A 23,326-nucleotide genomic window follows, 5' to 3' on the forward strand; every position below is an offset into this window, starting at 1 on the left:
ATGTCTTAGTCTAATTGGTTATAAGAAAGATCTTTTTCTTATTTCGTAAAAGTTTGATTTGCTTATATCTTAGGTGAAATTTTATATTCATGTTTGGGTGTTTCACCCGATTAAAGAAGGAAAACTTATGAAATTAAAAGCGACCTTAACTCTTATTGCTGCCAGTTTGTTTTTAGCAGCTTGTGATCAATCTGGTTCTGCGGCAAAAGAAAATGCGAAAGCAGAAACAGCAAAACCTTCAGGTAATAATACATTTGTGTACTGTACAGCGAAAGCACCACTTAGCTTTAGCCCCGCATTGGTAATGGAAGGCACATCTTACAATGCAAGTTCACAACAAGTGTATAACCGTTTGGTTGAATTCAAAAAAGGCTCTACTGATCTTGAGCCAGCCTTGGCTGAAAGCTGGGAGATCAGTGACGATGGTTTAACTTATACTTTCCATTTACGTAAAGGGGTGAAATTCCATACGACAAAAGAATTTACGCCAACACGTGATTTTAATGCGGATGACGTTATCTTTTCTTTCCAACGTCAGTTAGATCCTAACCACCCTTACCACAATGTATCAAAAGGGACTTATCCGTATTTCAAAGCAATGAAATTCCCAGATTTATTAAAATCAGTTGAGAAAGTGGATGACAACACCGTTCGTATCACCTTGAATAAAAAAGATGCGACTTTCTTAGCAAGCTTAGGTATGGACTTTATCTCTATTTACTCAGCTGAATATGCAGATGCGATGTTGAAAGCGGGTAAACCAGAAACGATCGATAACAAACCAGTTGGGACAGGTCCGTTTATTTTTGTGGATTACAAAACTGACCAAGCGGCACAATACGTAGCAAATGAAACCTATTGGAAAGGTCGTACACCGCTTGATCGTTTGGTGATCAGTATCGTACCAGATGCAACTACGCGTTATGCGAAGTTACAAGCGGGTTCTTGTGATTTAATTTTATTCCCGAACGTGGCGGATTTAGCCAAAATGAAAACCGATCCAAAAGTACAGCTTTTGGAACAAAAAGGTTTGAACGTGGCATATATCGCATTCAATACGGAAAAAGCACCATTTGATAACGTGAAAGTGCGCCAAGCATTAAACTATGCAGTGGATAAAAAAGCGATTATTGAAGCGGTTTATCAAGGTGCAGGCACTGCAGCGAAAAACCCATTACCACCAACAATTTGGAGTTATAACGACGAAATCCAAGATTATCCGTATGATCCAGAGAAAGCGAAACAGCTTTTAGCGGAAGCGGGTTATCCAAACGGTTTTGAAACGGATTTCTGGATTCAACCGGTGGTACGTGCGTCTAACCCAAATCCAAAACGTATGGCTGAACTTGTGATGGCAGACTGGGCGAAAGTTGGCGTAAAAGCAAATCCAGTCACATTTGAATGGGCTGACTATCAAAAACGTGCTAAAGCAGGCGAATTAACAGCTGGTATTTTCGGTTGGTCAGGCGATAACGGTGATCCGGATAACTTCCTTTCTCCGTTACTTGCAAGTGCTAACGCTGGTAACTCAAACTTTGCGCGTTTCAAAAATGCAGAATTTGATGCCTTATTAGATAAAGCGATTGGCTTAACGAATAAAGAAGAACGTGCGGCGCTTTATAAACAAGCACAAGTAATTTTCCATGATCAAGCACCGTGGATTCCAGTTGCACACTCAGTTGGTTTCGCACCACTTAGCCCTCGCGTAAAAGGCTACGTACAAAGCCCATTTGGCTATGATGCGTTTTATGGCGTGAGTGTTGATGGTAAATAATTAACGGACTATACTAGCCCTTGCAACTGCAAGGGCTTTTTGTTTTCAAGCAAAAGGAGAAAGAAAATGGACTTACATGATATTCGTGAGGATTATTGCAAACAGGCGCTTTCTCAGCATGATTGCGATCCCAATCCGATAAAACAATTTGAAAAATGGCTCAACGAAGCGATTACGGCTAAAGTCAATGAGCCGACAGGTGTTAATGTTGCGACGGTCAATGAAGAGGGGCGTCCAACAAGTCGAATGGTGCTGTTGAAAGAAGTGAACGAACAAGGTTTTGTATTTTTCACAAATTATCACAGCCGAAAAGGTCGTGCCATAGAACATAATCCTTTCGTCGCCCTGACGTTCTTTTGGCCTGAATTAGAACGTTCTGTGCGTATTGAGGGCAAAGCCGAAAAAATCTCGCCTGAACAATCAGATGAATATTTTGCAACTCGCCCTTACACTAGCCGAATTGGCGCTTGGGCCAGTGAGCAAAGTGCGGTCATTTCTAGCCACAAATCTTTATTAGCAAAAGCGGCACTGATTGCAGCAAAACACCCATTAAATGTCCCACGCCCGCCACATTGGGGCGGTTATCTTGTGATTCCTGATCGCATCGAATTCTGGCAAGGTCGCCCAAGTCGTTTACATGACCGAATTTGTTATTTATTCAATGATGGAAAATGGGAAAGAGAGCGGTTATCGCCATAAACTCCTTAAAAACATGCTAAAAAACAACCGCACTTTGATTTTGTAACCAAAGTGCGGTTTATTTTTACGTTATTTTTATTTGCCGATGATTTCGGCTAAATCAACTTTGCGGTTTTCGTAACGAGAACGAGTACATGCATCGGCAGTGGCGATAGCGGCACGAGCAGCTTCACCGGTGAGTAATTTTACAAATTCCTCAGTTGGTTCCATACCATGAAGAATGTCATTTAAATAACGCATTTCTTTTTTCATGATAGAACTCAACCAGAGCGGTGTACGTTTACCCGGTTTACCGTATTGAATCGCACCGTCCATTTCTGTGCTGTTGTAAATACGGGTACGGTCATCATCTTCTTCTTGAGTTTCGTGAATGAGGAAATAGGTGTCTTTTCCATCCACGCGAAGGGTGCCTTTGGTATTGTACATATCAAGTTTGATCGCGCCTTTTTCCCCTTGAATTAATACATAATGTTCACCCCAACGGAAAGCAGAGCCCCATTCTAGAACTGCGAAGCGATTATCATCGTATTCCATGGTGACAAAAATCATATCGTCTTCATCACCAAATTTTTCGCCTTTGTGTGCAACATTAGCTGCCGCCATGGTAACGGTTTTTGGCATGCCGCCCATAATGAATTGTACGCAGTCTAATTCGTGAATATGGTGGTATAAGTGACCGCCAGATTTTTCACGGATTTTTTTCCATGAAATGGTTGGTTGTTGTTCTTCCCAGCCGTTACGTGCGGTGTGACAATAAAGCACTTTACCGATCACGCCTTGATTGATTAATTCTTTGGCGTGGTGAACACCGTTAAAGAAGTTCATTACATGGCCAGCCATAAAGGTAACACCATTTTCTTCGCAAGCGCGCACCATGTCGTCACAGTCTTGATAACTTAAGGCGATTGGTTTTTCACAGAAAACATGTTTTTTGTTTTTCGCTGCTAGGATTACCGGTTCTTTATGTAAGTAGTTCGGGGTGGCGACAATTACGCAATCCACATTAGGTGAAGTGACTAATTCTTCAAGAGATTTTGCCGCTACGCATTGTAATTCTTTAGCAATGGTTTCACCATTTTCAGGGTCATATACCATGGTAATCTGTGCATCATCAAATTCATTCATGAAACGGGCTAAATCCGCACCAAAATAGCCAACGCCAACAACACCATATCGCATCATAATAAACTCCTTATTTTTTCACTGAGATTTGTTTTTCCGTTACCATGGATTGCTTCGCTGCTTCTGCAACTTCGATGGCTTCAGTTAAACATAGACTTAATGGGCTGGTTTTTCCTTGCGTTAAGTGCTCTACCACGCTTTGCACTTCGATTTCAGCAGCTCGGCTTAACCAAAGTTGGCAAGGTGCATGGGTGACATTATATTGCTGTGTGCCTTTGGCACTTTCACGTAAAGATAAATCAGCCTCAAATTCATCAAATAAATCAACGTGTTCTATTTTTCCATCTAGATAATTAAACGTGACACTCGAGGTAAAGAAATTGACTTCAATCACACCGTTTTCACCATGAATTTGAATGCCCCATTGGTGTAATCGATAAGCCGTGCCCATTTCGAGCGAACCTAACACGCCATTTTTAAAACGTAATAGTAACTGCAACACATCACGGCTATCTGGCGTATCTTGATGCGCTTGATTAGCCGCTTGAGCAAAGACCGCCTCTATATCACCCAATAACCAACAGAGTAAATCCAGCTCATGAATGAGGTGGAAAAGCTCACCGCCCGTAAGATTGGCATCTAATTTCCACCATTCTTTGTTTGGTAGATTTTCAATCCAACGCTGACGCATAGCACGAGCTACGGTAATGCGGCCTAATTTTCCTTGTTCTAAAGCCGCTTTTACTTTTAACATGCCAGGTAATGTACGTTCTAAATGGCCCACAAAAATGAATTTGCCTTTTTCTTCGGCAAGACGGCGTAAATGTTGGCCTTGAGAAGAGCTTAAGGTAAAAGGTGTTTCAATAAAGACATGACAACCCGCATTTAAAGCCAAAATAGCCGGAGAATAATGGGCGTAGTTTGGTGTGGAGATAACCACTAAATCAGGTTTGGTTTCAGCCAACATTTCTTCCACACTAAAAAAGGCTTGGCTGCCATATTGATCTGCAAGTTTTTGTGCAAGAGAAGGGTTGATATCGGTCACCGCAATTAAGTTTGCTTGAGCTTTATCAAATGCTGAAGCCAACTGAACGCCAAAAAAGCCACAGCCGATTAAGGCAATGTTTAATCCATTAGTTTGCATCATGCCCTCCTTGTTGTAAGCGTTGGCGAATACTTTGGAAATATTGCAAGATCGCGCGTTGCATGCGTACCAAATCATGCGCTTCCACGGCATCAATTAATTCACGATGTTGCATGGCTAATTTTTCAGGCGAAAGTATTGGTGGCGGTAGGCCTTTTTCTACTTGCTGATAAATTTGCCAAAACGCATCTAAATATTGAATCAGTAACGGGTTATTTAATGGTTCATAAAGTTTTAAATGAATGTGGTATTCATCTTTAGGCGAAAATTTTTGCTCACGGGCATTTTTTTCCATATTGGCCACTGATTTTTGCAAAAGTGCGGTCTGTTCTTGGCTAATTTTTCCCAACACCATCGGAGCAAAACCGTATTCTAAAATTTCCCGAATATCCAAAATATTAATCAGCTGATTATGATCATTATGCAAATTCAGTTGGGTGTGAAAGCTTAATCCGCGAATCATTGGCACAAGAGATGATTCACTCACAAAAGTGCCGACGCCATGGCGAATGTCTAAAATGTGTAGCGCCTCTAAAGATTTAATGGCTTCACGTAAACTGGAACGGCTCACACCAAGCTGTTCAATCAGCTCATTTTCTGTTGGCATCAAATCGCCGGATTTAAGATTTTGTTTGATGATGAGCGATTTGATTTTATCCTGCAAAACGAGACTTGCTTCTTTTTTACTTGTTTTTTTCATTTCTGTTCTCATTTTCTAATCTATTTTCTGAATTTGTGATCCAGCTCTCATTCTCTCTAATTGACATAAGACATCATACGTCTTATCTTTATTTATGCAAGCAGAAATTAGCAGTGATTTTAAATTCTGTGATCTATACCACAAAATTCTCAAATACAAGGAAGGGAGGTTGTTATGGCAACATCATTACCATGGTATAAAGAAGTCAGTCCTACGCAAAAAAAAGCGTTATTTGCGGCTTGGTTAGGTTATGTTTTTGATGGCTTCGATTATATGCTTATCACTTACGTGCTTTTGGATATTCAAAAAGAATTCGCCATGAGCACAACGGAAACATCCACATTATTACTTGCAGCGTTCGTCGCACGTCCATTAGGTGGGGCGATTTTTGGTAGCTTTGCCGATAAATATGGTCGTCGTTTGGCGATGATTGTTTCCATTGTTACGTATTCCGTCGGCACATTCTTGTGCGGTTTATCCACCAGTTATATTTGGCTTTTCATCTTCCGTATGATTATCGGTATGGGGATGGCCGGTGAATATGCGTGTTCTTCCTCTTATGCCATTGAAAGCTGGCCACAACATTTACGTACAAAAGCCAGTGCATTCTTAGTGAGTGGCTTCTCCATTGGTAATATTCTTGCTTCTCAAGTGATTCCTTGGGTGTCTCAAACTTATGGTTGGCGTATGGCTTTCTTCATCGGTTTAGCGCCAGTTGCCTTAGTTCTTTACGTTCGTCGCCATGCACCTGAAAGTGAAGAATGGGCGCAAGCAAAAGCGGCGGGTAAAGTGAATAAAGTTCCACTTACTGACCTATTCACTAAAAAACAATTACCAATCACCTTAATTATTTTCTTAGTTTGCTATTCAATTTTCTCCGTAAACTGGCCGGTAGTAGGCTTACTTCCACTTTATCTCAAAGAAAACGGCTATGCTGAAAATGTGAAATCACTGATGTTCTGGGCAGGCTTTGGTATCCTCATCGGTACCTTAATTGCTGGCTTTATCGGGGATAAATTGGGTGAGAAGAAAACCTTTGTATATAGCTTATTATTATCGCTTTTCTTCCTCTTCCCAGTATTCTATTTGCCAGAAAATAATGTATTAGCACTTGGAGCGTTGCTCTTCTTCTTACTTGCAACAAACTTAGGGATTGCCGGTTTAGTGCCAAAATATATGGCGACTTTCTTCCCAGCTGAAATGCGAAGCACAGGTATTGGTTTCATCTATAACTTCGCTGCGATTGGCGGTGGGGTGTCTCCTGTGATTGCCGCTGCACTTAGCGAAAGAGTGGGACTTGGTTCAGCCCTTGTGTATGTCACCTTATTCTGGACAATTGTCCTTGTTGCTCTCGTTGGATTAAGATTGCCAGAGCGTATTCAAGCTCGTATGCAACAATAAAAAACGAAAGCAAAACAGACCGCACTTTTAGGTGCGGTTTGTTGTTTATACAAAAATAGTTTGAAGCGCATCACAAATTTGTTAAAAATATGTTTCAATTTTCTCTGTTAAATGCTAATTAATAATCTCCCCTATCGTTTTATAGGAGATTGTATATGCAAACTCAACAAACCTTTCTCTCTAAATATAAAAGTCTCATTATTCTTGCCTTAGACTTTGTCTTCATGTTGGTGTTAATCAAAATACTGCCGTTTTCTGCTCAAGAGAATCGCGGGCTAGCCTTGCTGATTTTTATTGGGATTTTATGGTTAACGGAAGCCTTTAATATTACCGTGACATCCCTCATGGTGCCTGTTGTTGCTATTGGATTAGGCTTGATTAATACACAAAAAGCCCTTGCCCCATTCTCCACGCCAATTATTTATATGTTCTTTGGAGGATTTGTGGTGGCTGCAGTGCTGCAAATTCAGAATCTAGACAAGATTATTGCGAATTACATTATTCGTTTGGCCAAAGGAAACTTAAAACTTTCTATTACCTACCTTTTCACCGCAACGACATTCCTTTCCATGTGGATTAACAACACCGCTGTGGCGGCGATGATGTTACCGCTCACGATGGGCATGCTAAAAGGTATCAATGCAGAGAAAAATCATCGATTGTATGCTTTTGTCTTGTTAGGGATGGCATTTAGTGCCAGTATCGGTGGTATTGGTACATTAGTAGGAAGTGCGCCGAATGCGATTTTGGCGTCTCAAATTCAAGTGACCTTCACGGAATGGTTAGGTTACGGTTTCCCAGTGATGGTACTGCTTGTGCCTTCAATGATTTTTTCTTTATGGGTGATTTTACGTCCAGACTTTTCTGTGGAATTTAATCCGTCACTTGAGAAAGTCAGCTTTAATCGAAAAAATATCATTACTTTGCTGATCTTTATCGGTATGGCGATTATGTTACTTTTCAGTTCCCTCTTGAATCCATGGATTAGTGCATTTCTTGAGTTACCGAAAAAAATCGAAAACTTTGATACGGTGATTGCGCTATGCGTTGTGATCTTTATTTGTGTTTCAGGTGTCGCAAGTTGGAAAGAAATTCAAGAACGTGTTGAATGGGGCGTACTCGTTTTATTTGGTGGTGGTTTAACACTCAGTATCGTGATGAAAGATTCTGGCGCCAGTAAAATTATGGCGGATAGTATTGTTCAGTTCGTACAAACCAAACCACTTTGGGTACTTTGCTTTGTCATAACGGCATTTATTATTTTCCTCACGGAATTTACGTCGAATACCGCCAGTGCTGCATTGATTATGCCAATTGTGATTTCAGTGGCACAATCCATGAATTTACCCCCTATCGCTTTAGCCGCAATTATCGCTTGTGGGGCAAGTTGCGCATTTATGTTGCCAATTGCTACACCGCCAAATGCTATTGTATTTGCAACAGGCAATGTGAAACAACTTGATATGGCGAAAGTCGGTTTGATTCTCAATCTATTCTGTATCGCCATCATCGGCAGCATGACTTATTTTGTGTGGTTGTAAATGTGGTTAAAACTGACCGCACTTTACTAACCTATAAAAGCAAACCGCACGTTAAAGTGCGGTTTATTGTTTATCTCGAAATAACCTCTTTTGTGAAGGCTTCCATTTCGGCTTTACGCCATGGCGTTGAGAAGAAAATAGTATCTTTCAAACCAGATTCACTGTTGAGTGGACGAACACCGAATTCTTGGTTTAATTTCTGTTGTACTTCAGGTGAGGTAATCCAATGCACGAAAACAAGTGATGCGGCTGGGTTCGGTGCATTTTTTGCTACGGTTACAACATTACCACCACCAGGCATTCCAAATTTTGGTACATAGAATTTTAAACGGTCAGTAATTGCACCTTGTTTTTGCAAGCTGAACAAGTGATCTTGCCATGCGGAGACAATTACTAACTCACCGTCGTTTAAACGGGTTAAACTATCAGCATTCGAAGCGGTACGGATTAGCGCATCTTTTTTACTGCTGAACCAATCCCAGGTTTTCTTCCAATTAGCAATCTGTGCTTCATCGATTTTATCGGTACGATAATCATAATCACCATTGATGTACACTAAAGCTCGTTGAATGAAGGCATTACCCGAGCTACCACCATTTGGGTCAGAATAGCCGAATTTTTTGGGATTTTTATCAATATAGCTTTCCATATCAGCCCAAGATTGTGGCAATTCCTCTTCTTTAATTCGCATAGGATCATAAGCTAGACCGGTTTGATTACCCCAGTAACCTACAGCCATATCGCCTAATTCAACACCTTGTAAGTGGTGATTTAATTTATCGAAATTTGGTAAGTTATTGAGTTTTACAAGAATGTCATTTTTCGCTACGTTGCCTAAACGGTCAGCATTTAACACAACCACATCCATTTTGCCGGTTTCTAGATTTTTTTCAGCAATCAGTTTATTGATATTACCGTCCAAGGTGCCTTCAGGTACTTTGACTTTAATACCGTATTGATTTTCAAACTCTTTGACAAAATTACGGAATTGCGGCTGCAAATACCAAACGCTAACTGTCAATTTTCCTTCTTTTTTAGCGAGTTCTTCGATTTCACTCCAAGATTTACCACTTAAGTCTGTGGAAGCCGAGGCGAAAGTGCTGACAGCCAAGGCGGCAGCGGTAAGACCAATGGATAGAAGTTTACGGATATTTTTTTGCATAAGATGCTCCTTGTGAAAATTATGCTTTTCCTGTGGATTGAGAGAGATAATTCCCTTTCAACAATTTTTCGATAATCATCATCAAAATAATGTTTGGTACCAACAAAATAATCGATACAACGGCCGCATTCGGACGAATAAAAGAATAACCGAGGAAAGAATATAAAATGGTTGGCACGGTAATAAAGTCTGGTGAGCCGATAACGAAAGCGATAGCAAACTCTTCAATACTTTTCACTAAACAGAAGATAATTGATGCTAAAAAACTAGGTTTTAACATCGGCATATACACGTCTTTGAAAACGGTAAATTTAGATGCACCTAAGTCACGGCTAGCATCAATGAGGTCTTGTGGTACAGAAGAAAAGCCCGCGGATAAAATCCGAATAGCATAAGGTAACGAGAGTACAACATGCCCAATAACAATGCCGATGAATGGATTGTTAATATTTAAATCCAATAACATACGGCTAAAGAATAGGGCAATAATCATGCCTGGAATAACCAATGGAATCAGTGTTAATAATTCGGCTAATTTTTTACCTCTAAACTCCATACGTCCAAATGCATAAGCTGTTGGGAGAGAGAGTAAAATAGTGATCAGTGAAACCGTAGGCGCAATGGTATAGCTATTAAACATTGCTTCAGGTAAAGAGGTGGTTTCCCATACAATTTTCCAACGCTCAAAAGATAATGATTGAGGGAAAATATCTGGATAACTCCACGGTTTAGCGGGATCTACCAATGACCATAAACCTGCCATTAAAAAGGGTAGGAACAACCAAATAGAATTAGCAAGAATAAAGAACGTTAAGGAAATACGTGCGATTAATCGACCATTTTTCGTTGTGATTTGTACGGAACTACTCATTTGACTTCTCCACGTTTGACGGCTAATGGTTTAATCAATAATGACACGAGGATGGTGAAGAAGGCAGAGGTCAACATAATCGTTAATGCCATGACCGCACTTTGATTCCATTCTTCAAATTCATAGGCAGACATTTGCATTAAACGCGCTAAAGAATAGGTACTGCGAGGACCGGCAATGCTATAAAAGGCGAAATCACCGAGTGCGCCGATAAATATTAAAATAAAGGAAACTTGTACCGCACTTAAGGTCAGCGGAAAGATGACATAACGAAAACGTTGCCAAGGGCTCGAACCTAAATTTGCAGCGGCATCTAATAAATCGGTTTTCAACGAATTAACCGCGCCACCAATAAGAATTAAAGCAAAAGGAATGTTTTTCCACATTTGTAAAATTACTACCCCCCAGCCAAATTCGTCATTTTGTAGGGTTTTCGGTTCGTCCCAAATGCCTAAATAAACAAATACCTCATTAAGAATGCCGTGGTAAGAAATCATATTGACGAATAAAAAGGCGGCAACCAATCCAGGTACCAACATAGGTGCCCGCAAAATGGTGATGATTGTTACCTTGGCAGGCAATTTTTTACGCAACCACATAGCAATGGGATAAGCCACGATGATGGATAAAATCGCCCCTAATAAAGACACTTTTACGGAATAAATATACGAATTTTGGAATACTGGGCTATTTAATACGGCTTGCCAATACTCTAAACTAAATTGACTTTCTTCCCCGCCCATACTGTATAAACCAAGGCTTTGAGAGATGACAATGTAGAATGTAGACCCCATTAAAAATAGGATCGTACCTAAACCACTGCATAGCAATAACCATGCTTTTACATCATTTTTGAGACTTTTCATTTTACGGACTCCAAGAATTTAATTGCATGGCGGGGAATCGTAAAGGTGAGTTTATCGCTCAAATTCGGGCATTTTGTCAGTTGCAGACGTAATTTTTTCTCTTCATCATTACGTTTAATGATGCCTTGCACTTCCGTGATATTGCCCATAAAAGCGGTGTTGATGATATCTACTGTAATTTGGTTTTCCGCTTCCGTTTGTGCGTTTGGTAACAATTCAATGTCTTCTGGTCGAAAGCAAATATAAATTCGTTCAGATTCCGGTTTTTTCTCAGAAAATACGGTGAAATCGCCAAAAATAGAACTCACAGAATACAGGTTATCACCGATGTTTTTCACATTAGCTTCCGTGATATTGGCAATGCCAATAAAATCTGCCACAAAGCGGTTTTTAGGATGATGATAAATATCTTGAGGAGAGCCAATTTGCTCAATAGAGCCCTTATTTAACACGATGATTTTATCTGACATAGTTAGGGCTTCAGCCTGATCGTGAGTCACATAAATACTAGTTAAATTATATTGTTTTGAGAGTTGCTTAATTTCAAAACGTACACTTTCGCGTAATTTGGCATCTAAGTTAGAAAGTGGTTCATCAAATAAAATCACATCTGGACGAGTAACCATGGCTCTGGCTAATGCGACACGCTGTTGTTGACCTCCAGAAAGCTCATTAGGTAATTTCAATTTATGAAATTCTAAATCCATTTGCTTCAATGCGAGATCTAAACGCTGTTTTTGTTCTTCAATATCAATTTTACGTTGCTTTAAACCATAGCAAATATTGTGAGAAACGTTGAGGTGAGGGAAAAGGGCATAAGATTGGAAACACATGGCTGTATTGCGTTTTTCTGGAGGAACATTGTTAACATTTTTTCCTCTGATAAGGATTTCACCTTCGTCAGCCACATGAAATCCAGCGATTAATTTTAATAAGGAGGTTTTACCACAGCCACTTGGTCCTAATAAGGTGACAAACTCGCCTTCTTCAGCGGTAAAAGTAATATTATTTGCTGCGTAAAAGTCACCAAATTTTTTTGTAATATTTTTTATTTCTAACTTTGCCATTTTTACATCCTCTATTTGGCTATACAACTATAGAGGTAACCATAAAACACTTGGTTATTTTTTCAATAAAATAAAAATATTTTTTATGAATTTGTGATGAAGATCACTCATTTAGATAAAATATGGTTTTATTACATTTTAATAATGCGGAGGCGGTGTTTCTTCCGCTTGGCTGGCAATATTAGAAGGTTGCATATCTTTTAATTTGCCGGCGAGATAGCGGAGTTGAAGTTGAATTTTATCCATATCAAACTGTTGTTGAACTAATGCTTGGTTTAGCTCGTCTAAAAGTTGTTCTTGAAACGCAATTTTCATTTCAAGTTCAGCAATGCGATCTTCTAAAATTTGTTGATTTTGCATAAAATTTCTCTAATTTTTAAAAAAATGTTGTGAATTTGGTCAATACGATTTAACCTATTCGCTATTCCGTTTCTATTATAAAGGATCAAGCAAAATGTTGAAAATTCAAAAGCTTTCTCTTGCTGCACTTATGGTAAGTGCGGTTGTTTCAGGTTCTGTTTTTGCAGAAGATAAAGCAGCGCCAAGCGCAAGTGATGCGTCTTATGCTGTAGGTGCATTAATGGGTAACCAAGTAAAAGATTTAGTGGATGCTCAAAAAGAAGTCATTCAATACGACAATGCGCGTATTTTGGATGGTTTAAAAGATGCATTAGAAGGTAAAGTTGATGTTCGTAAAGACGAAAAAATTCAAAAAACCTTAGATGGCATTCAAGAGCAATTAGTATCTGCGGCGAAAGCAAAAGTAGAGCAACAAGCGAAAGCAGCAAAAGAAGAAGGTGATAAATACCGCGCTGAATTTGCGAAAAAAGATGGCGTGAAAAGCACCAAAGATGGCTTACTTTACAAAATCACTGAAGCAGGTAAAGGTGATGCAATTAAAGCAACAGACACTGTAAAAGTACATTACACCGGTAAATTACCAGATGGTAAAGTATTTGATAGCTCTGTTGAACGTGGTCAACCGGTTGAGTTTAAATTAAACCAAGTGATCAAAGGTTGGACTGAAGGTCTTCAGTTAGTGAAAAAAGGCGGTAAAATCGAATTAGTGATTCCACCTGAATTAGCTTACGGTAAACAAGGTGCTGGCGATGCAATTCCACCTGATGCAACACTTTACTTCGACGTTGAAGTATTAGACGTTAATCCTAAAAAATAATCCTTAATTTAACCGCACTTTGTCCAAAGTGCGGTCATTTTCCCTACCAGATTTGAAAAATGATACTAACCGATAGACAACCTTTCACTGATGAAGATCGTGCTATTTTGATTTCCTATAAAGCAGTAGTTGATGGCGTGAGCGCGTTGATTGGCAAGCATTGTGAAATCGTCTTACACTCTTTGGAAGACATTGAGCATTCCGCCATTTGTATCGCCAATGGGCATAATACCAATCGCCAAGTGGGTTCTCCGATTACGGATTTAGCCTTGAAATCTTTGCGTAATATGCAAAGTGAAAGTGTGTCTAAGCCTTATTTTACGCGTGCGAAAGGCAATGTGTTGATGAAGTCTGTCACCATTGCGATTCGAAATAGCAAACAACGTATTATTGGTTTACTTTGTATCAATATTAATTTGGATGTGCCGGTTTCTCAATTTATGCAGGCCTTTATGCCAACGCAGGAACAAAATGAAACCTCTTCCGTTAATTTTGCAAGTTCAGTGGAAGAATTGGTGGCACAAACGGTAGAAAAAACCATTGAAGAAGTGAATGCAGATCGCTCGGTTTCAAATAATAATAAGAACCGTCAGATTGTGATTTCACTTTACGAAAAAGGCATTTTTGATATTAAAGATGCGATCAATTTAGTGGCTGATCGCCTCGCGATTTCTCGCCACACCGTGTATTTGTATATTCGTCAAATCAAACAAGAGCAAGAGTAATGAACTATGTTCTCGCTGTGAAAAGTCCTATTTATGGAAAACAAGGGGCTTTTCTTGCCTATCAACTTGCCCAGGCTTTACTTGAAAAAGGGCATGTCATTAACCAAATTTTCTTTTTCCAAGACGGTGTGAGTAATGGCAATGGTTTAGTTTATCCTGCCAATGATGAATTTAATCTCACGCAAGCTTGGCAAGCCTTTTCAGTGCAACATCATATTCCTTTGCATTTATGTGTAGCCGCTTCACAACGTCGTGGTGTGGTGGATGCACTTACGGCAAAAGAGACTGATAAAACGAATCTGGCAGAAGGTTTTGAGATTACAGGCTTAGGTGAGTTTATGGCGATGGCATTAAAAGCAGATCGGGTGGTGACATTATGAAGCTTGCATTCTTATTTCGTACCGCACCGCATGGAAACGCGATTTCTCGTGAAGGTTTAGATGCTTTGCTCGCGGCAACAGCATTTTGTGATGAAGAGGAAATTGGTGTCTTTTTTATCGATGATGGCGTATTAAATTTACTTGATGGGCAAAATCCTGAGTTATTGTTACAAAAAGATTTTATCCGCACCTTTAAATTATTAGATTTATACGATATTGAACAGCGCTTTGTCTGCGCCGATTCGCTCGACCAATACAATTTACAAGCTGAACAACTTATTATTTCTGCTGAAAAAATTGACCGCACTTCGCTGATCAATAAACTTAGCCAAGCCGAAAAAGTGTTTACGTTTTAAGGAATATTATGCTTTATACCTTTTCTCAAGCTCATTATTCTGAGACAGAACTTCAACGTTATTTAACTGAAATCACGGAAAATGATGCAGTGGTTTTATGGCAAGATGGCGTGTTGCTAGCGGTAAAGTACGGGGAAATGTTTACCCAATGCAAAGGGCAATGTTTTATGTTGGGACAGGATGTTTTAGCCCGAAATTTAACCGCACTTTTGCCAGAAAACAATCAAGTGCGGTCAATTTCATTAACAGATTTGGTGGATTTAACTGCTCAATATTTGCCTCAAATCGCCTTATAGCGGGCGTTCTTTAGGTAACAAGAGCGGTAATACCATAACAGAATAAAGCGCCAAACCTGCTGCCATTAAGCAGGTAATTTCTAATCCTCCAGCACGTAACCATTCGCCAAATCCCATATCATTCACTAGCGTTGCATAAAAGATCCCCGTTACGACGGTATAACAAAATCCAATTAATACTGAAATTAATGCGATGGCTTTTACGTGATAACTCGCATAACGGTGAAATGCAGCCCAAAGTGTAATGAGAAAAGTCGGTACCGCAGCCACGATAAAGACGGTAACCGCTGAAGACTGAAATCCATCGGCATCATTGTTTGCGAACATTAGGCCAATAGTGCCGATAATTTGAATAATCAACGGTAAAAGAATAAATGCTTTAAGATATTTTTTCATGAGATGTCCAGTTAATAGAAAAACGGAAACATTGTATCAATCAAATGAAAGACAACCAATCTTTTCTCTATTCGGTTTTTATTACATCCACTAATGTGGGCTGAACGATTGAGGCATAATCTTGCGTGTTAAGAATAATGGAGCGTTCTAACGTACCTGCATTAAATGCCAATTCATCATAACGAGAAAGTAAGCTAGGATCAGCAATTAATAACAAATCAGGATGAAAGCTAAAAGGCGGAATTGCACCAAATACACAGTCAGTCAGGGTATCCACTTCTGCAGGGCTGGCAAGGGAAGCTTTAGTTCCGCCCAAATAGGCGGCTACTTTACTTAAATCAGATTGTTGATCGGCCGGCAATATAACCAATACCGCTTGTTTTACGCCATTCCCTTTTACTTTGCATACCAAGGCTTTTGCCCCTTGTCCTAATTCTGTGCCACGGATTTTAGCCACTTCCTCTGATTTTCCTGCAGTGGGATGTTCAACCATGCGATAGCGTGATTGATGCTTATCTAAAAGTGCGGTCAATTTTTCAAATGTTTTGACAGACATGAGAGATTCCTTCAATAGCGATGTTTTTAATCAGTTTAGCAAGGATTGATGTATGTGAAAATCAAAGAAAAAGAATTCATCTTTTGAGTCATATTTATTATGAGATAGACAAATACCTTTATGCCCCGTACTATGTTTCTTTTTCTTTGGTATCGATTATGACTCGAATTAATCTTGTTCCGCCTGAGGAGCTTTGTGATCAGCATCTTTTAGCTGAACATCGTGAATTAACCCGTATTCCTAATGCAGTAGCGAAAGGTAAATATCACTTAAAAGGACAGCCTGCGGAATATAAGTTAGGTGAAGGGCATGTGCGTTTTTTCTTTAATAAATTGGCATTTTTAAAGAAACGGTATGATGCATTACATGCGGAATGTAAAGCCCGAGGCTTTAACGTGCAGTATATTTGGAATGAAACATTACCCGATGACCCAAGTTTATGGTTGGACTATGAAGCCACAGAGGCGGCGTTACAGATTAATCGGGAACGTATTCAGGAACGAATGCCATTAAAGGCGAGATTTACACCGCATCTTTCAAAGAGCGGTCAAAAATAAAGGGGTTTTCACTTCCCCTGTGGGGAAATTATAGGGGAAGTGAATGGGGTTAAATTATTTATATTCAACCACGATATCGCTTTCGCTGACAGTATCACCATAAACTGGCAATAAGGTTTTTTCGTAAGCTTGTTTTAAACGACCATCTTTGCCTAAGGTTTGGATTTCGTTGTTTAACCAATTTAACAATTCAGGTGCATCTTTGCGAACAGCTGGTGCAATAACATCTTGATCACCAAAGTTTTTTACGCCTACGGTATAACCTGGATTTTGTTTTGCCCAAGCGAATAAGAAGGTATTGTCATTAGATAATGCATCACCACGACCATCACGTAAGGCTTCAAAGGTTTCTGTATTTTGTTCGAATTTTAATAACTTCACATCTGGATAGTTTTTGGTGAAGAAAATATCAGCCGTGGTACCTTTATCTACGATTAAGGTTTTGCCTTTTAATTGTTCAAGATCAGTAATGACTGAACCATCTTTTGAAACGACACCGAGTGCCACTTTCATATATGGATTAGCAAAATCCACCACTTCTTTACGTGCTGGAGTTACAGTGAAGTTGGCAAGAATGATATCAACTTTCTTAGAAAGCAAGTATTCTGCACGGTTTGCGGCATCCACTAAAACAAATTCCACTTTGTTTTCATCACCTAATAAATCTTTACCGATCGCTTTACCAATTTCAACATCAAAGCCTTGGCTTTTGCCTTGTGCATCAACATAACCAAATGGTGGTTTATCGCTAAATACACCAATGCGCACTTTGCCATCTTTTTGTATTTGTTCAAGGCTTGAAACCGTTTTTGCACCGTCTTTAGCCGGTTCTTTATCATTACATGCAGTTAAGCCAAATGCTAATGTGGCAGTAGCTAAAAGTGCGGTCAATGTTTTAAATGTTTTCTTCATAGTTTGTCCCTCTCGGTTCATAATTTAAGATATTTAAGAATGTTTTCGCACGATCCGTGGTCGGATTCGTGAAGAAATCTTCTGGTTTTGCTTGTTCAATGATTTGCCCTTTATCCATAAACACGATGCGATTAGCCACTTGACGGGCAAAGTTCATTTCATGGGTAACGATAAGCATTGTCATGCCGTCTTTGGCGAGGCCTAAGATCACATCAAGTACTTCACGTACCATTTCAGGGTCAAGGGCAGCAGTCACTTCATCAAACAGAATAATTTCAGGGTTCATGCAAAGTGAACGAACAATGGCAATTCGCTGTTTTTGCCCACCGGATAATTCACGTGGATAGGCATTTTTTCGATCATATAGGCCTACACGTTTAAGTAACTCATCGGCCTGTTTTTCAGCTTCTGCGCGATCGCGTTTTTGTACTTTTAAAGGGCCGAGTAAAATATTGTCAATCACTGATAAATGAGCGAAGAGTTCATAACTTTGGAATACCATCCCAATGCGTTGACGTGCTTTGACCCAAGGAATGTCTTTACCTAACTCTCCTGCATTTTGCAGCAAAATCTGACCGCTCTTTATTTCTTCTAGTCCATTTAGGCAGCGTAAAAAAGTACTTTTACCACAACCCGATGGACCTAAAATAACGACCACTTCGCCTTTCTCTATAGAAAGATTGATGCCTTTGAGGGCTTCTACATCACCGTAATTTTTGACGAGGTTTTTAATTTCTAATAACGCCATGTGTTTTCCTAATTAAAATTAACTTTCCCAACGGGTTTCTAAATAACGGGAAAATAAGGATAGCGGGTAACAAATCACAAAATATAAGCCGAAGATGACACCGTAAATCCAAAGCGCCGCCGATTGATTACTAAATAATGAATGCTCGATAATTTGTTGACCGACTTTTATCACTTCTACTACACCGATTAACATTGCCAAGGAACTGGTTTTTACCATGCGGGTAAAAAGGTTAATAGCACTTGGTGTCACACGTTTTAAACTTTGCGGAAGTAAAATGTACACAAAGGTTTGAAACGGCGTTAAACCTAAAGCGTAGGCTGATTCCACTTGATGTTTTTCAATGGAAGTCAATGCACCACGCACTAAATCACCCATTTCTGCCGTTCCCCAGAAAATAAACACCAAAATACATACAGAAATGCCATCTAAGTGAATATCAAACCATTTTGCCAAACCAAAATACGCGAGAAAAAGCAACGCTAATAATGGAATGATACGTATAAATTCTAAATAAAAACGGCAAATGGCTTTGATAATGGGATTTCTGCTTGTCATAATTACGCCAAAAATCACACCTAAAATACAGGCGAAGAAGACAGAAATGAACGCAATTTCAGCCGTCACCCATAAACCGTTGAGCAAGCGTTCAATGTTGCTACCTTGGAATAATAACTCAAGCCCCATATTTTGCTCTCCGAGTACGGCGTTCTAAATGACCGATGAACAGAGACATCGGTAATAGAATGATCAAATAAAACACCACTAATAAAAATAAGGCTTCATTGGTTTTGTAATCGAGCCCGATGACTTCTTTCGCTACAAACATCAGTTCGGCGACGGCAACGGCACTGATTACTGAGGTTTCTTTCATTAAGAACAAGCAATTTGCTCCGATTGCAGGGGTAGCAATCGCAAAGGCTTGTGGGAAAATCACATACCGAAAAGCTTGAAAAGGGGTTAAACCAATACTTAAGGCTGATTCAATTTGTCCTTTTGATACTGCTTCCAAACCACCACGAAAGGCTTCTGCCATATAGCTTCCACCTAAAAATGCGAGGCCGATAATGCCGCAAGTAAATCCATCTAATTTCAGACCAATTTTAGACAGTCCAAAATAGAGAAAAAACACTTGAATCAATAAAGGCGTATTACGAGAAAGCTCGATATAACCTTTTACTAGCCAAGTTAATGATTTGACTTTGTAGGTGGTAATCACAGCACAAATCACACCAATCACTAGCGACAATAAAATGCCCCAAAAGGCAAGATGAAGCGTCATCAGCGTGGCATGGATAAAACGTGGGGTGACACTTAAAATATAATCCCAATTCATTTCTTATAATTTAATCGTTAGCGTAACGATATAGTAAAAAATTTTGAAACGGTGAGAAAAGAATGGAAATTTATTACTTATAATGAAATGTAATAACAAGTAGGTTTTAAATGAAATAAGTGGTGGTTAGGAATAAAAAAACGGGGCTTTATTTAGCCCCGTCTTTGTTTATTTTAATCACGTTTCGCAATAAGTGCGGTTGGTTCTTCGTCTGTTTTTGGTTCGTCTTGTATTTCAGCCGGTTTATCCTGAATAGACATGGCTGATTTTAAGCTGTCCTGACGAATTTTTTCCGCTGCCACTTTGTCGCCAGCTTGTTCGAACACATAAGATGCCATCATGACATCATTTGGTTGAAGTTGAGTTGGGCAAGCAGTCACTTCTTTAAATGCTTCTGCTGCTTTAGCAAAATCGTTATTACGCACATACAGATAGCCTAATGCACGATTGAGGCAACAACGTTGGCTTTCATCGGCACGTTTTGCACGTTTTTCCACGAGTTTGAGCAGTTTGCTGTTATCTTCTGCTTGTAAACGAGTAATTTGCGTGCAAAGCTCGGGGCTGATTGGAGTGTTATCACCCAATTTTTTCATGATTTCAAGCGTGAATTCGTAAGCTGACTCATGATCGTTACAATCAATTAAACGCTGAATTAAAGCGGTTTTTAACTCTAAGTCATTGCGACGACGGCGTGGTTGAGCTTCCCACCATGCGAGCAAGCCTTCAACGCCTTCTTCATTCATTTTCTCATCTAACAGGCCATTTTCTGTTTCTTGTTGAAGCGCTTTAAATTCTTCAGCTGAGAATAAGCCTGAACCTTCGATTAAATCTAAGATGCCATCAAGTGCTTGATAAGCTTTAGAGCGGCTATAAATTTCAGCCGCAAGTTTTAAGACTTCTTTGTTGCGATCTGACATTTCAAGCAAGCTATCGACGGAACTACGCGCTGCCGGTAATTTATTTTGTTGTAATAAAATACGGGTACGGGCAATTTCGACTAATAGATTATCTGAGCCGGCAAGCTCCGTCGCCTCAATCAAATAACGGTTTGCGCTGAATTCATCACCGCGTTGTTGAGCAGCTTCTGCAGCTTTAATCAGATTCAATACTGGCTCTGCAGAATGTTTCGCATTTTTACCAATCAGTTTTTCTGCCTTGGCATAATCGCCTTCATTCATTTTCATCAAGCCTTCAAGAGTTTGACGTTGTGCTTTCACACGTTTACGGCGAGAAAACCAGTTATAGGTATTGCTACTTAAACGGAAGAAACGGGTAACAATCCACTCTAATGTATAAATCACTGCAAGTGCGACCACAAAGAGAATGACTAATGTGGTAAGTGACATTTCATACACGGTGTTTGCCGTTTCAACTCTGACATAACCTTGCTGACCGGAGAGGTAAGGCCCTGCAATCAATCCGGCAAGTAAGGCGATCATTAAAAAGAGAACTCTAAACATTATCTATCCTTATTGTTGGGGTTCAGTTGCCGGTTGTGTAGCTGGTGCTTCAGCGGGTTTTTCTTCCGCTTTTGGCTCTTCTGCTTTCGCTTCAGGTGCCGGTTTTACTTCTTCTTTTCTTGGTGAATTATCCACTGCTTTTTCTGCTTCGATTTCCACTTTTTGTACATCTAAAGGTGTACGGTTTAAGTATTTATCAAGCATGCTTAAGCTTTGTAATTGGCTTGGCACATCCACATAGATGGACAATTCAGATAATTCATCCACTGATTTTAAGAAGCTTTGAGTTACTTCAGCATTGGTATCAAAATAGCTACGAATCCAAGATGCGACGGCTTCTAAAGATTGTTTATAAAGCTCGTTTTGTTGACGAGGCACTGCCATAATCGCTAATTGTAAGCGTAAACGAATATTTTCACGCAAGTAGATATCTTGGTTTGGTGCTAATAATTCTTTGCGATCCGCACCATGTTTCGGTGAAATGCGGATAAAGTGATTCAAGAATGAAGTCGCACTTTTTTCTGCATTTTCCGCCCAGTCAGACAGGGAATCTGATAATTTTGTTGCATTTTGCTCATCACCGAAATTCACATCTAATACCGGTAACTCATCAACCGTATTAGCTAATTGCGATAATTTTTGCATGACCGCATTTTGATCCACGCCAGCTACGGAGAGAAGTTGTTTCAGATCTTGATTGATAGCACTGCGGATAGCCGCGGATTGTGAGTTATTCACTTTAGCAAGAGTCTCATCAGCGAGTTTTAAGAGTGAAACTGCTGTGTCCACGTCATTATCTAACACTAATTTACGCAATGCATTGTTGAGTAAGAAATCAGCTTCTGAGAATAACCAATCAGTAGGTTGTTGAGCATTAGCTTGTGCGCTCACTTTATTAATTTGTGATTGTAAGCCAACTAACTCATGTGATTTGGCATTGATTAGCTCTTCTACTTGCGCAATTTTGTTTTGCGTTGCTTTATTCGCAGACTCTAATTGAGCAAGCTGTGTAGTATCAAATTTTACTTCTTGAGCAGGTGCTGAAACCACCGTTTTATTATTGATTTGAGCTTCAAGTGCGGTCAATTTTTGTTGGAATTCATCCACTTGTTGTTGGCCAAAATAATAACCTGCACCACCCACGCCAAGTGCAATGAGAATAGCCAATAAACTTAATCCAGTACCACTTTTCTTCACAACGGTTTGTGTACGTGGCGCAACAGGCTCGCGATCTTCAGTTTGAATTTCCACTGCATCTGTTTCTTGGATTTCATCTGTCGTTTCAGGGGTTAATTTCTCTTTCGCCATATCTTTTCCTTAGTGAGAAAGGGGAGTTACTTCATTAAGTAAGGTATTAAGTAAACTTTGATTGTCCGCACCAGCGGAAACCACCACATTATGCCAACCTTGTTGTACTGCGACATCCGCAATGCGTTGACTTACCGTGACTAAACAGCAATTTTTTAGCCAATTTTGTTCATTTTCAGGCACAAATTCGATTAACGCCTGCAAAATTTCAAGGCTTGTGACCACAAGGGTTTGCACACCAGAACGAATACAAATACTGGTTTGCTCTTCGTTATTATAACTAATCGGTGTGCGTTGATAACATTCGACTGTATCAACAGTTGCACCGCGTAGTGTGGCTTGTTCGCGCAGTAATTCTCGTCCGCCGTTGCCACGTAGAATTAACAAGTTCTTATCTGTTAATTCTGTCATTTGCGGTAAATTTAGCACGCCTTCGGTATTTTCCGATGTGATTGGATAACGAACAGTGCATTCAGTTTGACAGGAAAAATGCTGTGCCGTTCTATGTCCAACTGTAAAGTATTGTAAATCTTGACGCCAGCTAAAGCCAATCTCTTTCAGGGTTTTATCCGCAAAATCGACCGCACTTTTGGAAACCAAAAACACATAATCACCACTTTTTAGCTGATTAAGTTTTGTCGGTAATTGAGCCAACTCAGCACCGGTTTCAATAGAAAGCAAAGGCAAATGCAAGGCAACCACACCGGCTTGATTCAGCTGGTCAACTAGGGCTTTCCCTCGTTCATCGGGGCGAGTGACTAGTACGGCCATG

27 protein-coding genes are annotated in these 23,326 nt (G+C 39.7%); 10 read left to right on the forward strand and 17 right to left on the reverse strand.

The features are described from left to right. Positions 1–127: 127 nt before the first annotated feature. Both INP93_RS02910 and pdxH read left to right on the forward strand, forming a co-directional pair. Complete coding sequence (locus INP93_RS02910) at positions 128–1,774, forward strand: ABC transporter substrate-binding protein (RefSeq protein WP_111387644.1); 1,647 nt, start codon at positions 128–130, stop codon at positions 1,772–1,774. Positions 1,775–1,840: 66 nt separating this feature from the next. After that, entirely contained in the window at positions 1,841–2,473 is a 633-nt protein-coding gene (pdxH, locus tag INP93_RS02915; protein WP_197545088.1) for a pyridoxamine 5'-phosphate oxidase, read from the forward strand. A 75-nt stretch (positions 2,474–2,548) separates the two neighbouring features. On the opposite strand, the gene INP93_RS02920 is transcribed toward pdxH, so the two are convergent. The 3 genes from INP93_RS02920 to INP93_RS02930 are packed head-to-tail and all read right to left on the reverse strand — an operon-like array spanning position 2,549 to position 5,439. Continuing rightward, the gene (locus INP93_RS02920) at positions 2,549–3,655 is read right to left on the reverse strand and encodes a Gfo/Idh/MocA family protein (RefSeq protein WP_197545089.1); all 1,107 of its coding nucleotides are present in this window, start codon (positions 3,653–3,655) and stop codon (positions 2,549–2,551) included. 10 nt (positions 3,656–3,665) lie between these two features. Beyond that, the gene (locus tag INP93_RS02925; protein WP_197545313.1) at positions 3,666–4,739 is read right to left on the reverse strand and encodes a Gfo/Idh/MocA family protein; all 1,074 of its coding nucleotides are present in this window, start codon (positions 4,737–4,739) and stop codon (positions 3,666–3,668) included. Beyond that, a complete protein-coding gene (locus INP93_RS02930; protein ID WP_049373731.1) occupies positions 4,729–5,439 on the reverse strand; it encodes a FadR/GntR family transcriptional regulator in 711 nt (236 codons plus the stop codon). The genes INP93_RS02925 and INP93_RS02930 overlap by 11 nt, the downstream gene beginning before the upstream one ends. Positions 5,440–5,613: 174 nt before the next feature. Here INP93_RS02930 and INP93_RS02935 point away from each other — a divergent pair, with 174 nt between their 5' ends. After that, on the forward strand, positions 5,614–6,840 hold the full coding sequence (locus tag INP93_RS02935) for an MFS transporter (protein WP_111387635.1): 1,227 nt from the start codon (positions 5,614–5,616) through the stop codon (positions 6,838–6,840). Between the two features lie 155 nt (positions 6,841–6,995). Further along, the gene (locus tag INP93_RS02940) at positions 6,996–8,381 is read left to right on the forward strand and encodes an SLC13 family permease (protein ID WP_111387633.1); all 1,386 of its coding nucleotides are present in this window, start codon (positions 6,996–6,998) and stop codon (positions 8,379–8,381) included. Positions 8,382–8,451: 70 nt separating this feature from the next. On the opposite strand, the gene INP93_RS02945 is transcribed toward INP93_RS02940, so the two are convergent. From INP93_RS02945 to INP93_RS02965, 5 genes are all read right to left on the reverse strand, one after another. Next, positions 8,452–9,543, reverse strand: a complete 1,092-nt coding sequence (locus INP93_RS02945; RefSeq protein ID WP_178165121.1) for an extracellular solute-binding protein — start codon at positions 9,541–9,543, stop codon at positions 8,452–8,454. Between the two features lie 19 nt (positions 9,544–9,562). Further along, positions 9,563–10,414 (reverse strand): ABC transporter permease, encoded by an 852-nt coding sequence (locus tag INP93_RS02950; RefSeq protein WP_197545090.1) that lies wholly within the window; start codon positions 10,412–10,414, stop codon positions 9,563–9,565. Then, entirely contained in the window at positions 10,411–11,280 is an 870-nt protein-coding gene (locus tag INP93_RS02955) for an ABC transporter permease (protein ID WP_197545091.1), read from the reverse strand. Before INP93_RS02955 ends, INP93_RS02950 begins: the two co-directional genes overlap by 4 nt. Continuing rightward, on the reverse strand, positions 11,277–12,347 hold the full coding sequence (locus tag INP93_RS02960; protein ID WP_197545092.1) for an ABC transporter ATP-binding protein: 1,071 nt from the start codon (positions 12,345–12,347) through the stop codon (positions 11,277–11,279). Before INP93_RS02960 ends, INP93_RS02955 begins: the two co-directional genes overlap by 4 nt. 138 nt (positions 12,348–12,485) lie before the next feature. Then, the gene (locus INP93_RS02965) at positions 12,486–12,707 is read right to left on the reverse strand and encodes a SlyX family protein (protein WP_005699194.1); all 222 of its coding nucleotides are present in this window, start codon (positions 12,705–12,707) and stop codon (positions 12,486–12,488) included. A 94-nt stretch (positions 12,708–12,801) separates the two neighbouring features. Between INP93_RS02965 and fkpA the strand changes: the two genes are divergently transcribed. Genes fkpA through INP93_RS02990 form a run of 5 tightly spaced genes read left to right on the forward strand, consistent with a single transcriptional unit; the run spans position 12,802 to position 15,281 of the window. Next, positions 12,802–13,524, forward strand: coding sequence for an FKBP-type peptidyl-prolyl cis-trans isomerase (gene fkpA / locus INP93_RS02970; RefSeq protein ID WP_193451744.1), 723 nt, complete (start codon positions 12,802–12,804; stop codon positions 13,522–13,524). 59 nt (positions 13,525–13,583) lie between these two features. After that, on the forward strand, positions 13,584–14,249 hold the full coding sequence (locus INP93_RS02975; protein ID WP_080970241.1) for a helix-turn-helix transcriptional regulator: 666 nt from the start codon (positions 13,584–13,586) through the stop codon (positions 14,247–14,249). Next, on the forward strand, positions 14,249–14,629 hold the full coding sequence (gene tusD / locus INP93_RS02980; RefSeq protein ID WP_197545093.1) for a sulfurtransferase complex subunit TusD: 381 nt from the start codon (positions 14,249–14,251) through the stop codon (positions 14,627–14,629). The genes INP93_RS02975 and tusD overlap by 1 nt, the downstream gene beginning before the upstream one ends. Beyond that, the gene (gene tusC / locus INP93_RS02985; protein ID WP_111406891.1) at positions 14,626–14,985 is read left to right on the forward strand and encodes a sulfurtransferase complex subunit TusC; all 360 of its coding nucleotides are present in this window, start codon (positions 14,626–14,628) and stop codon (positions 14,983–14,985) included. Before tusD ends, tusC begins: the two co-directional genes overlap by 4 nt. Positions 14,986–14,993: 8 nt before the next feature. Then, on the forward strand, positions 14,994–15,281 hold the full coding sequence (locus INP93_RS02990; protein WP_197545094.1) for a DsrH/TusB family sulfur relay protein: 288 nt from the start codon (positions 14,994–14,996) through the stop codon (positions 15,279–15,281). On the opposite strand, the gene INP93_RS02995 is transcribed toward INP93_RS02990, so the two are convergent. Together INP93_RS02995 and INP93_RS03000 are read right to left on the reverse strand one after the other, a co-directional pair. Beyond that, entirely contained in the window at positions 15,276–15,677 is a 402-nt protein-coding gene (locus tag INP93_RS02995) for an HI_0559 family membrane protein (protein ID WP_197545095.1), read from the reverse strand. The genes INP93_RS02990 and INP93_RS02995 overlap by 6 nt on opposite strands. Before the next feature lie 67 nt (positions 15,678–15,744). Continuing rightward, a complete protein-coding gene (locus tag INP93_RS03000; protein WP_197545096.1) occupies positions 15,745–16,233 on the reverse strand; it encodes a YbaK/prolyl-tRNA synthetase associated domain-containing protein in 489 nt (162 codons plus the stop codon). 158 nt (positions 16,234–16,391) lie between these two features. Between INP93_RS03000 and INP93_RS03005 the strand changes: the two genes are divergently transcribed. Beyond that, positions 16,392–16,790 (forward strand): pyrimidine dimer DNA glycosylase/endonuclease V, encoded by a 399-nt coding sequence (locus INP93_RS03005; RefSeq protein ID WP_049365152.1) that lies wholly within the window; start codon positions 16,392–16,394, stop codon positions 16,788–16,790. Positions 16,791–16,844: 54 nt separating this feature from the next. Here the strand turns inward: INP93_RS03005 and INP93_RS03010 are convergent, their stop codons facing one another. From INP93_RS03010 to INP93_RS03040, 7 genes are all read right to left on the reverse strand, one after another. Further along, positions 16,845–17,702, reverse strand: coding sequence for a cysteine ABC transporter substrate-binding protein (locus INP93_RS03010; protein WP_054420144.1), 858 nt, complete (start codon positions 17,700–17,702; stop codon positions 16,845–16,847). Next, complete coding sequence (locus INP93_RS03015; RefSeq protein WP_005699182.1) at positions 17,686–18,450, reverse strand: amino acid ABC transporter ATP-binding protein; 765 nt, start codon at positions 18,448–18,450, stop codon at positions 17,686–17,688. The genes INP93_RS03010 and INP93_RS03015 overlap by 17 nt, the downstream gene beginning before the upstream one ends. 18 nt (positions 18,451–18,468) lie before the next feature. Next, a complete protein-coding gene (locus tag INP93_RS03020; RefSeq protein ID WP_111315383.1) occupies positions 18,469–19,137 on the reverse strand; it encodes an amino acid ABC transporter permease in 669 nt (222 codons plus the stop codon). Continuing rightward, positions 19,127–19,786, reverse strand: a complete 660-nt coding sequence (locus INP93_RS03025; RefSeq protein WP_049364192.1) for an amino acid ABC transporter permease — start codon at positions 19,784–19,786, stop codon at positions 19,127–19,129. Before INP93_RS03025 ends, INP93_RS03020 begins: the two co-directional genes overlap by 11 nt. 173 nt (positions 19,787–19,959) lie before the next feature. Continuing rightward, complete coding sequence (locus tag INP93_RS03030) at positions 19,960–21,246, reverse strand: heme biosynthesis protein HemY (RefSeq protein ID WP_197545097.1); 1,287 nt, start codon at positions 21,244–21,246, stop codon at positions 19,960–19,962. A gap of 9 nt (positions 21,247–21,255) precedes the next feature. After that, positions 21,256–22,554, reverse strand: coding sequence for a uroporphyrinogen-III C-methyltransferase (locus INP93_RS03035; protein ID WP_197545098.1), 1,299 nt, complete (start codon positions 22,552–22,554; stop codon positions 21,256–21,258). 9 nt (positions 22,555–22,563) lie between these two features. Then, the gene (locus INP93_RS03040; RefSeq protein WP_197545099.1) at positions 22,564–23,325 is read right to left on the reverse strand and encodes a uroporphyrinogen-III synthase; all 762 of its coding nucleotides are present in this window, start codon (positions 23,323–23,325) and stop codon (positions 22,564–22,566) included. Position 23,326 lies beyond the last annotated feature (1 nt).

Origin of the sequence: Haemophilus parainfluenzae (assembly GCF_014931415.1) — a bacterium.
Taxonomy (GTDB): Bacteria; Pseudomonadota; Gammaproteobacteria; order Enterobacterales; family Pasteurellaceae; genus Haemophilus_D; species Haemophilus_D parainfluenzae_AF.

Bases quoted from the DNA above. Each gene is read 5' to 3' on its own strand.
- INP93_RS02920 (WP_197545089.1), bottom strand. From the start codon at position 3,655: ATGATGCGATATGGTGTTGTTGGCGTTGGCTATTTTGGTGCGGATTTA.
- INP93_RS02965 (WP_005699194.1), bottom strand. From the start codon at position 12,707: ATGCAAAATCAACAAATTTTAGAAGATCGCATTGCTGAACTTGAAATG.
- INP93_RS02940 (WP_111387633.1), top strand. From the start codon at position 6,996: ATGCAAACTCAACAAACCTTTCTCTCTAAATATAAAAGTCTCATTATT.
- INP93_RS03025 (WP_049364192.1), bottom strand. From the start codon at position 19,786: ATGAATTGGGATTATATTTTAAGTGTCACCCCACGTTTTATCCATGCC.
- INP93_RS02925 (WP_197545313.1), bottom strand. From the start codon at position 4,739: ATGCAAACTAATGGATTAAACATTGCCTTAATCGGCTGTGGCTTTTTT.
- INP93_RS02975 (WP_080970241.1), top strand. From the start codon at position 13,584: ATGATACTAACCGATAGACAACCTTTCACTGATGAAGATCGTGCTATT.
- INP93_RS02955 (WP_197545091.1), bottom strand. From the start codon at position 11,280: ATGAAAAGTCTCAAAAATGATGTAAAAGCATGGTTATTGCTATGCAGT.
- INP93_RS02945 (WP_178165121.1), bottom strand. From the start codon at position 9,543: ATGCAAAAAAATATCCGTAAACTTCTATCCATTGGTCTTACCGCTGCC.
- INP93_RS02935 (WP_111387635.1), top strand. From the start codon at position 5,614: ATGGCAACATCATTACCATGGTATAAAGAAGTCAGTCCTACGCAAAAA.
- INP93_RS03010 (WP_054420144.1), bottom strand. From the start codon at position 17,702: ATGAAGAAAACATTTAAAACATTGACCGCACTTTTAGCTACTGCCACA.
- INP93_RS03005 (WP_049365152.1), top strand. From the start codon at position 16,392: ATGACTCGAATTAATCTTGTTCCGCCTGAGGAGCTTTGTGATCAGCAT.
- INP93_RS02990 (WP_197545094.1), top strand. From the start codon at position 14,994: ATGCTTTATACCTTTTCTCAAGCTCATTATTCTGAGACAGAACTTCAA.
- INP93_RS03040 (WP_197545099.1), bottom strand. From the start codon at position 23,325: ATGGCCGTACTAGTCACTCGCCCCGATGAACGAGGGAAAGCCCTAGTT.
- fkpA (WP_193451744.1), top strand. From the start codon at position 12,802: ATGTTGAAAATTCAAAAGCTTTCTCTTGCTGCACTTATGGTAAGTGCG.
- INP93_RS03035 (WP_197545098.1), bottom strand. From the start codon at position 22,554: ATGGCGAAAGAGAAATTAACCCCTGAAACGACAGATGAAATCCAAGAA.
- INP93_RS02910 (WP_111387644.1), top strand. From the start codon at position 128: ATGAAATTAAAAGCGACCTTAACTCTTATTGCTGCCAGTTTGTTTTTA.
- tusC (WP_111406891.1), top strand. From the start codon at position 14,626: ATGAAGCTTGCATTCTTATTTCGTACCGCACCGCATGGAAACGCGATT.
- tusD (WP_197545093.1), top strand. From the start codon at position 14,249: ATGAACTATGTTCTCGCTGTGAAAAGTCCTATTTATGGAAAACAAGGG.
- pdxH (WP_197545088.1), top strand. From the start codon at position 1,841: ATGGACTTACATGATATTCGTGAGGATTATTGCAAACAGGCGCTTTCT.
- INP93_RS02930 (WP_049373731.1), bottom strand. From the start codon at position 5,439: ATGAAAAAAACAAGTAAAAAAGAAGCAAGTCTCGTTTTGCAGGATAAA.
- INP93_RS03020 (WP_111315383.1), bottom strand. From the start codon at position 19,137: ATGGGGCTTGAGTTATTATTCCAAGGTAGCAACATTGAACGCTTGCTC.
- INP93_RS03000 (WP_197545096.1), bottom strand. From the start codon at position 16,233: ATGTCTGTCAAAACATTTGAAAAATTGACCGCACTTTTAGATAAGCAT.
- INP93_RS03030 (WP_197545097.1), bottom strand. From the start codon at position 21,246: ATGTTTAGAGTTCTCTTTTTAATGATCGCCTTACTTGCCGGATTGATT.
- INP93_RS02960 (WP_197545092.1), bottom strand. From the start codon at position 12,347: ATGGCAAAGTTAGAAATAAAAAATATTACAAAAAAATTTGGTGACTTT.
- INP93_RS02950 (WP_197545090.1), bottom strand. From the start codon at position 10,414: ATGAGTAGTTCCGTACAAATCACAACGAAAAATGGTCGATTAATCGCA.
- INP93_RS02995 (WP_197545095.1), bottom strand. From the start codon at position 15,677: ATGAAAAAATATCTTAAAGCATTTATTCTTTTACCGTTGATTATTCAA.
- INP93_RS03015 (WP_005699182.1), bottom strand. From the start codon at position 18,450: ATGGCGTTATTAGAAATTAAAAACCTCGTCAAAAATTACGGTGATGTA.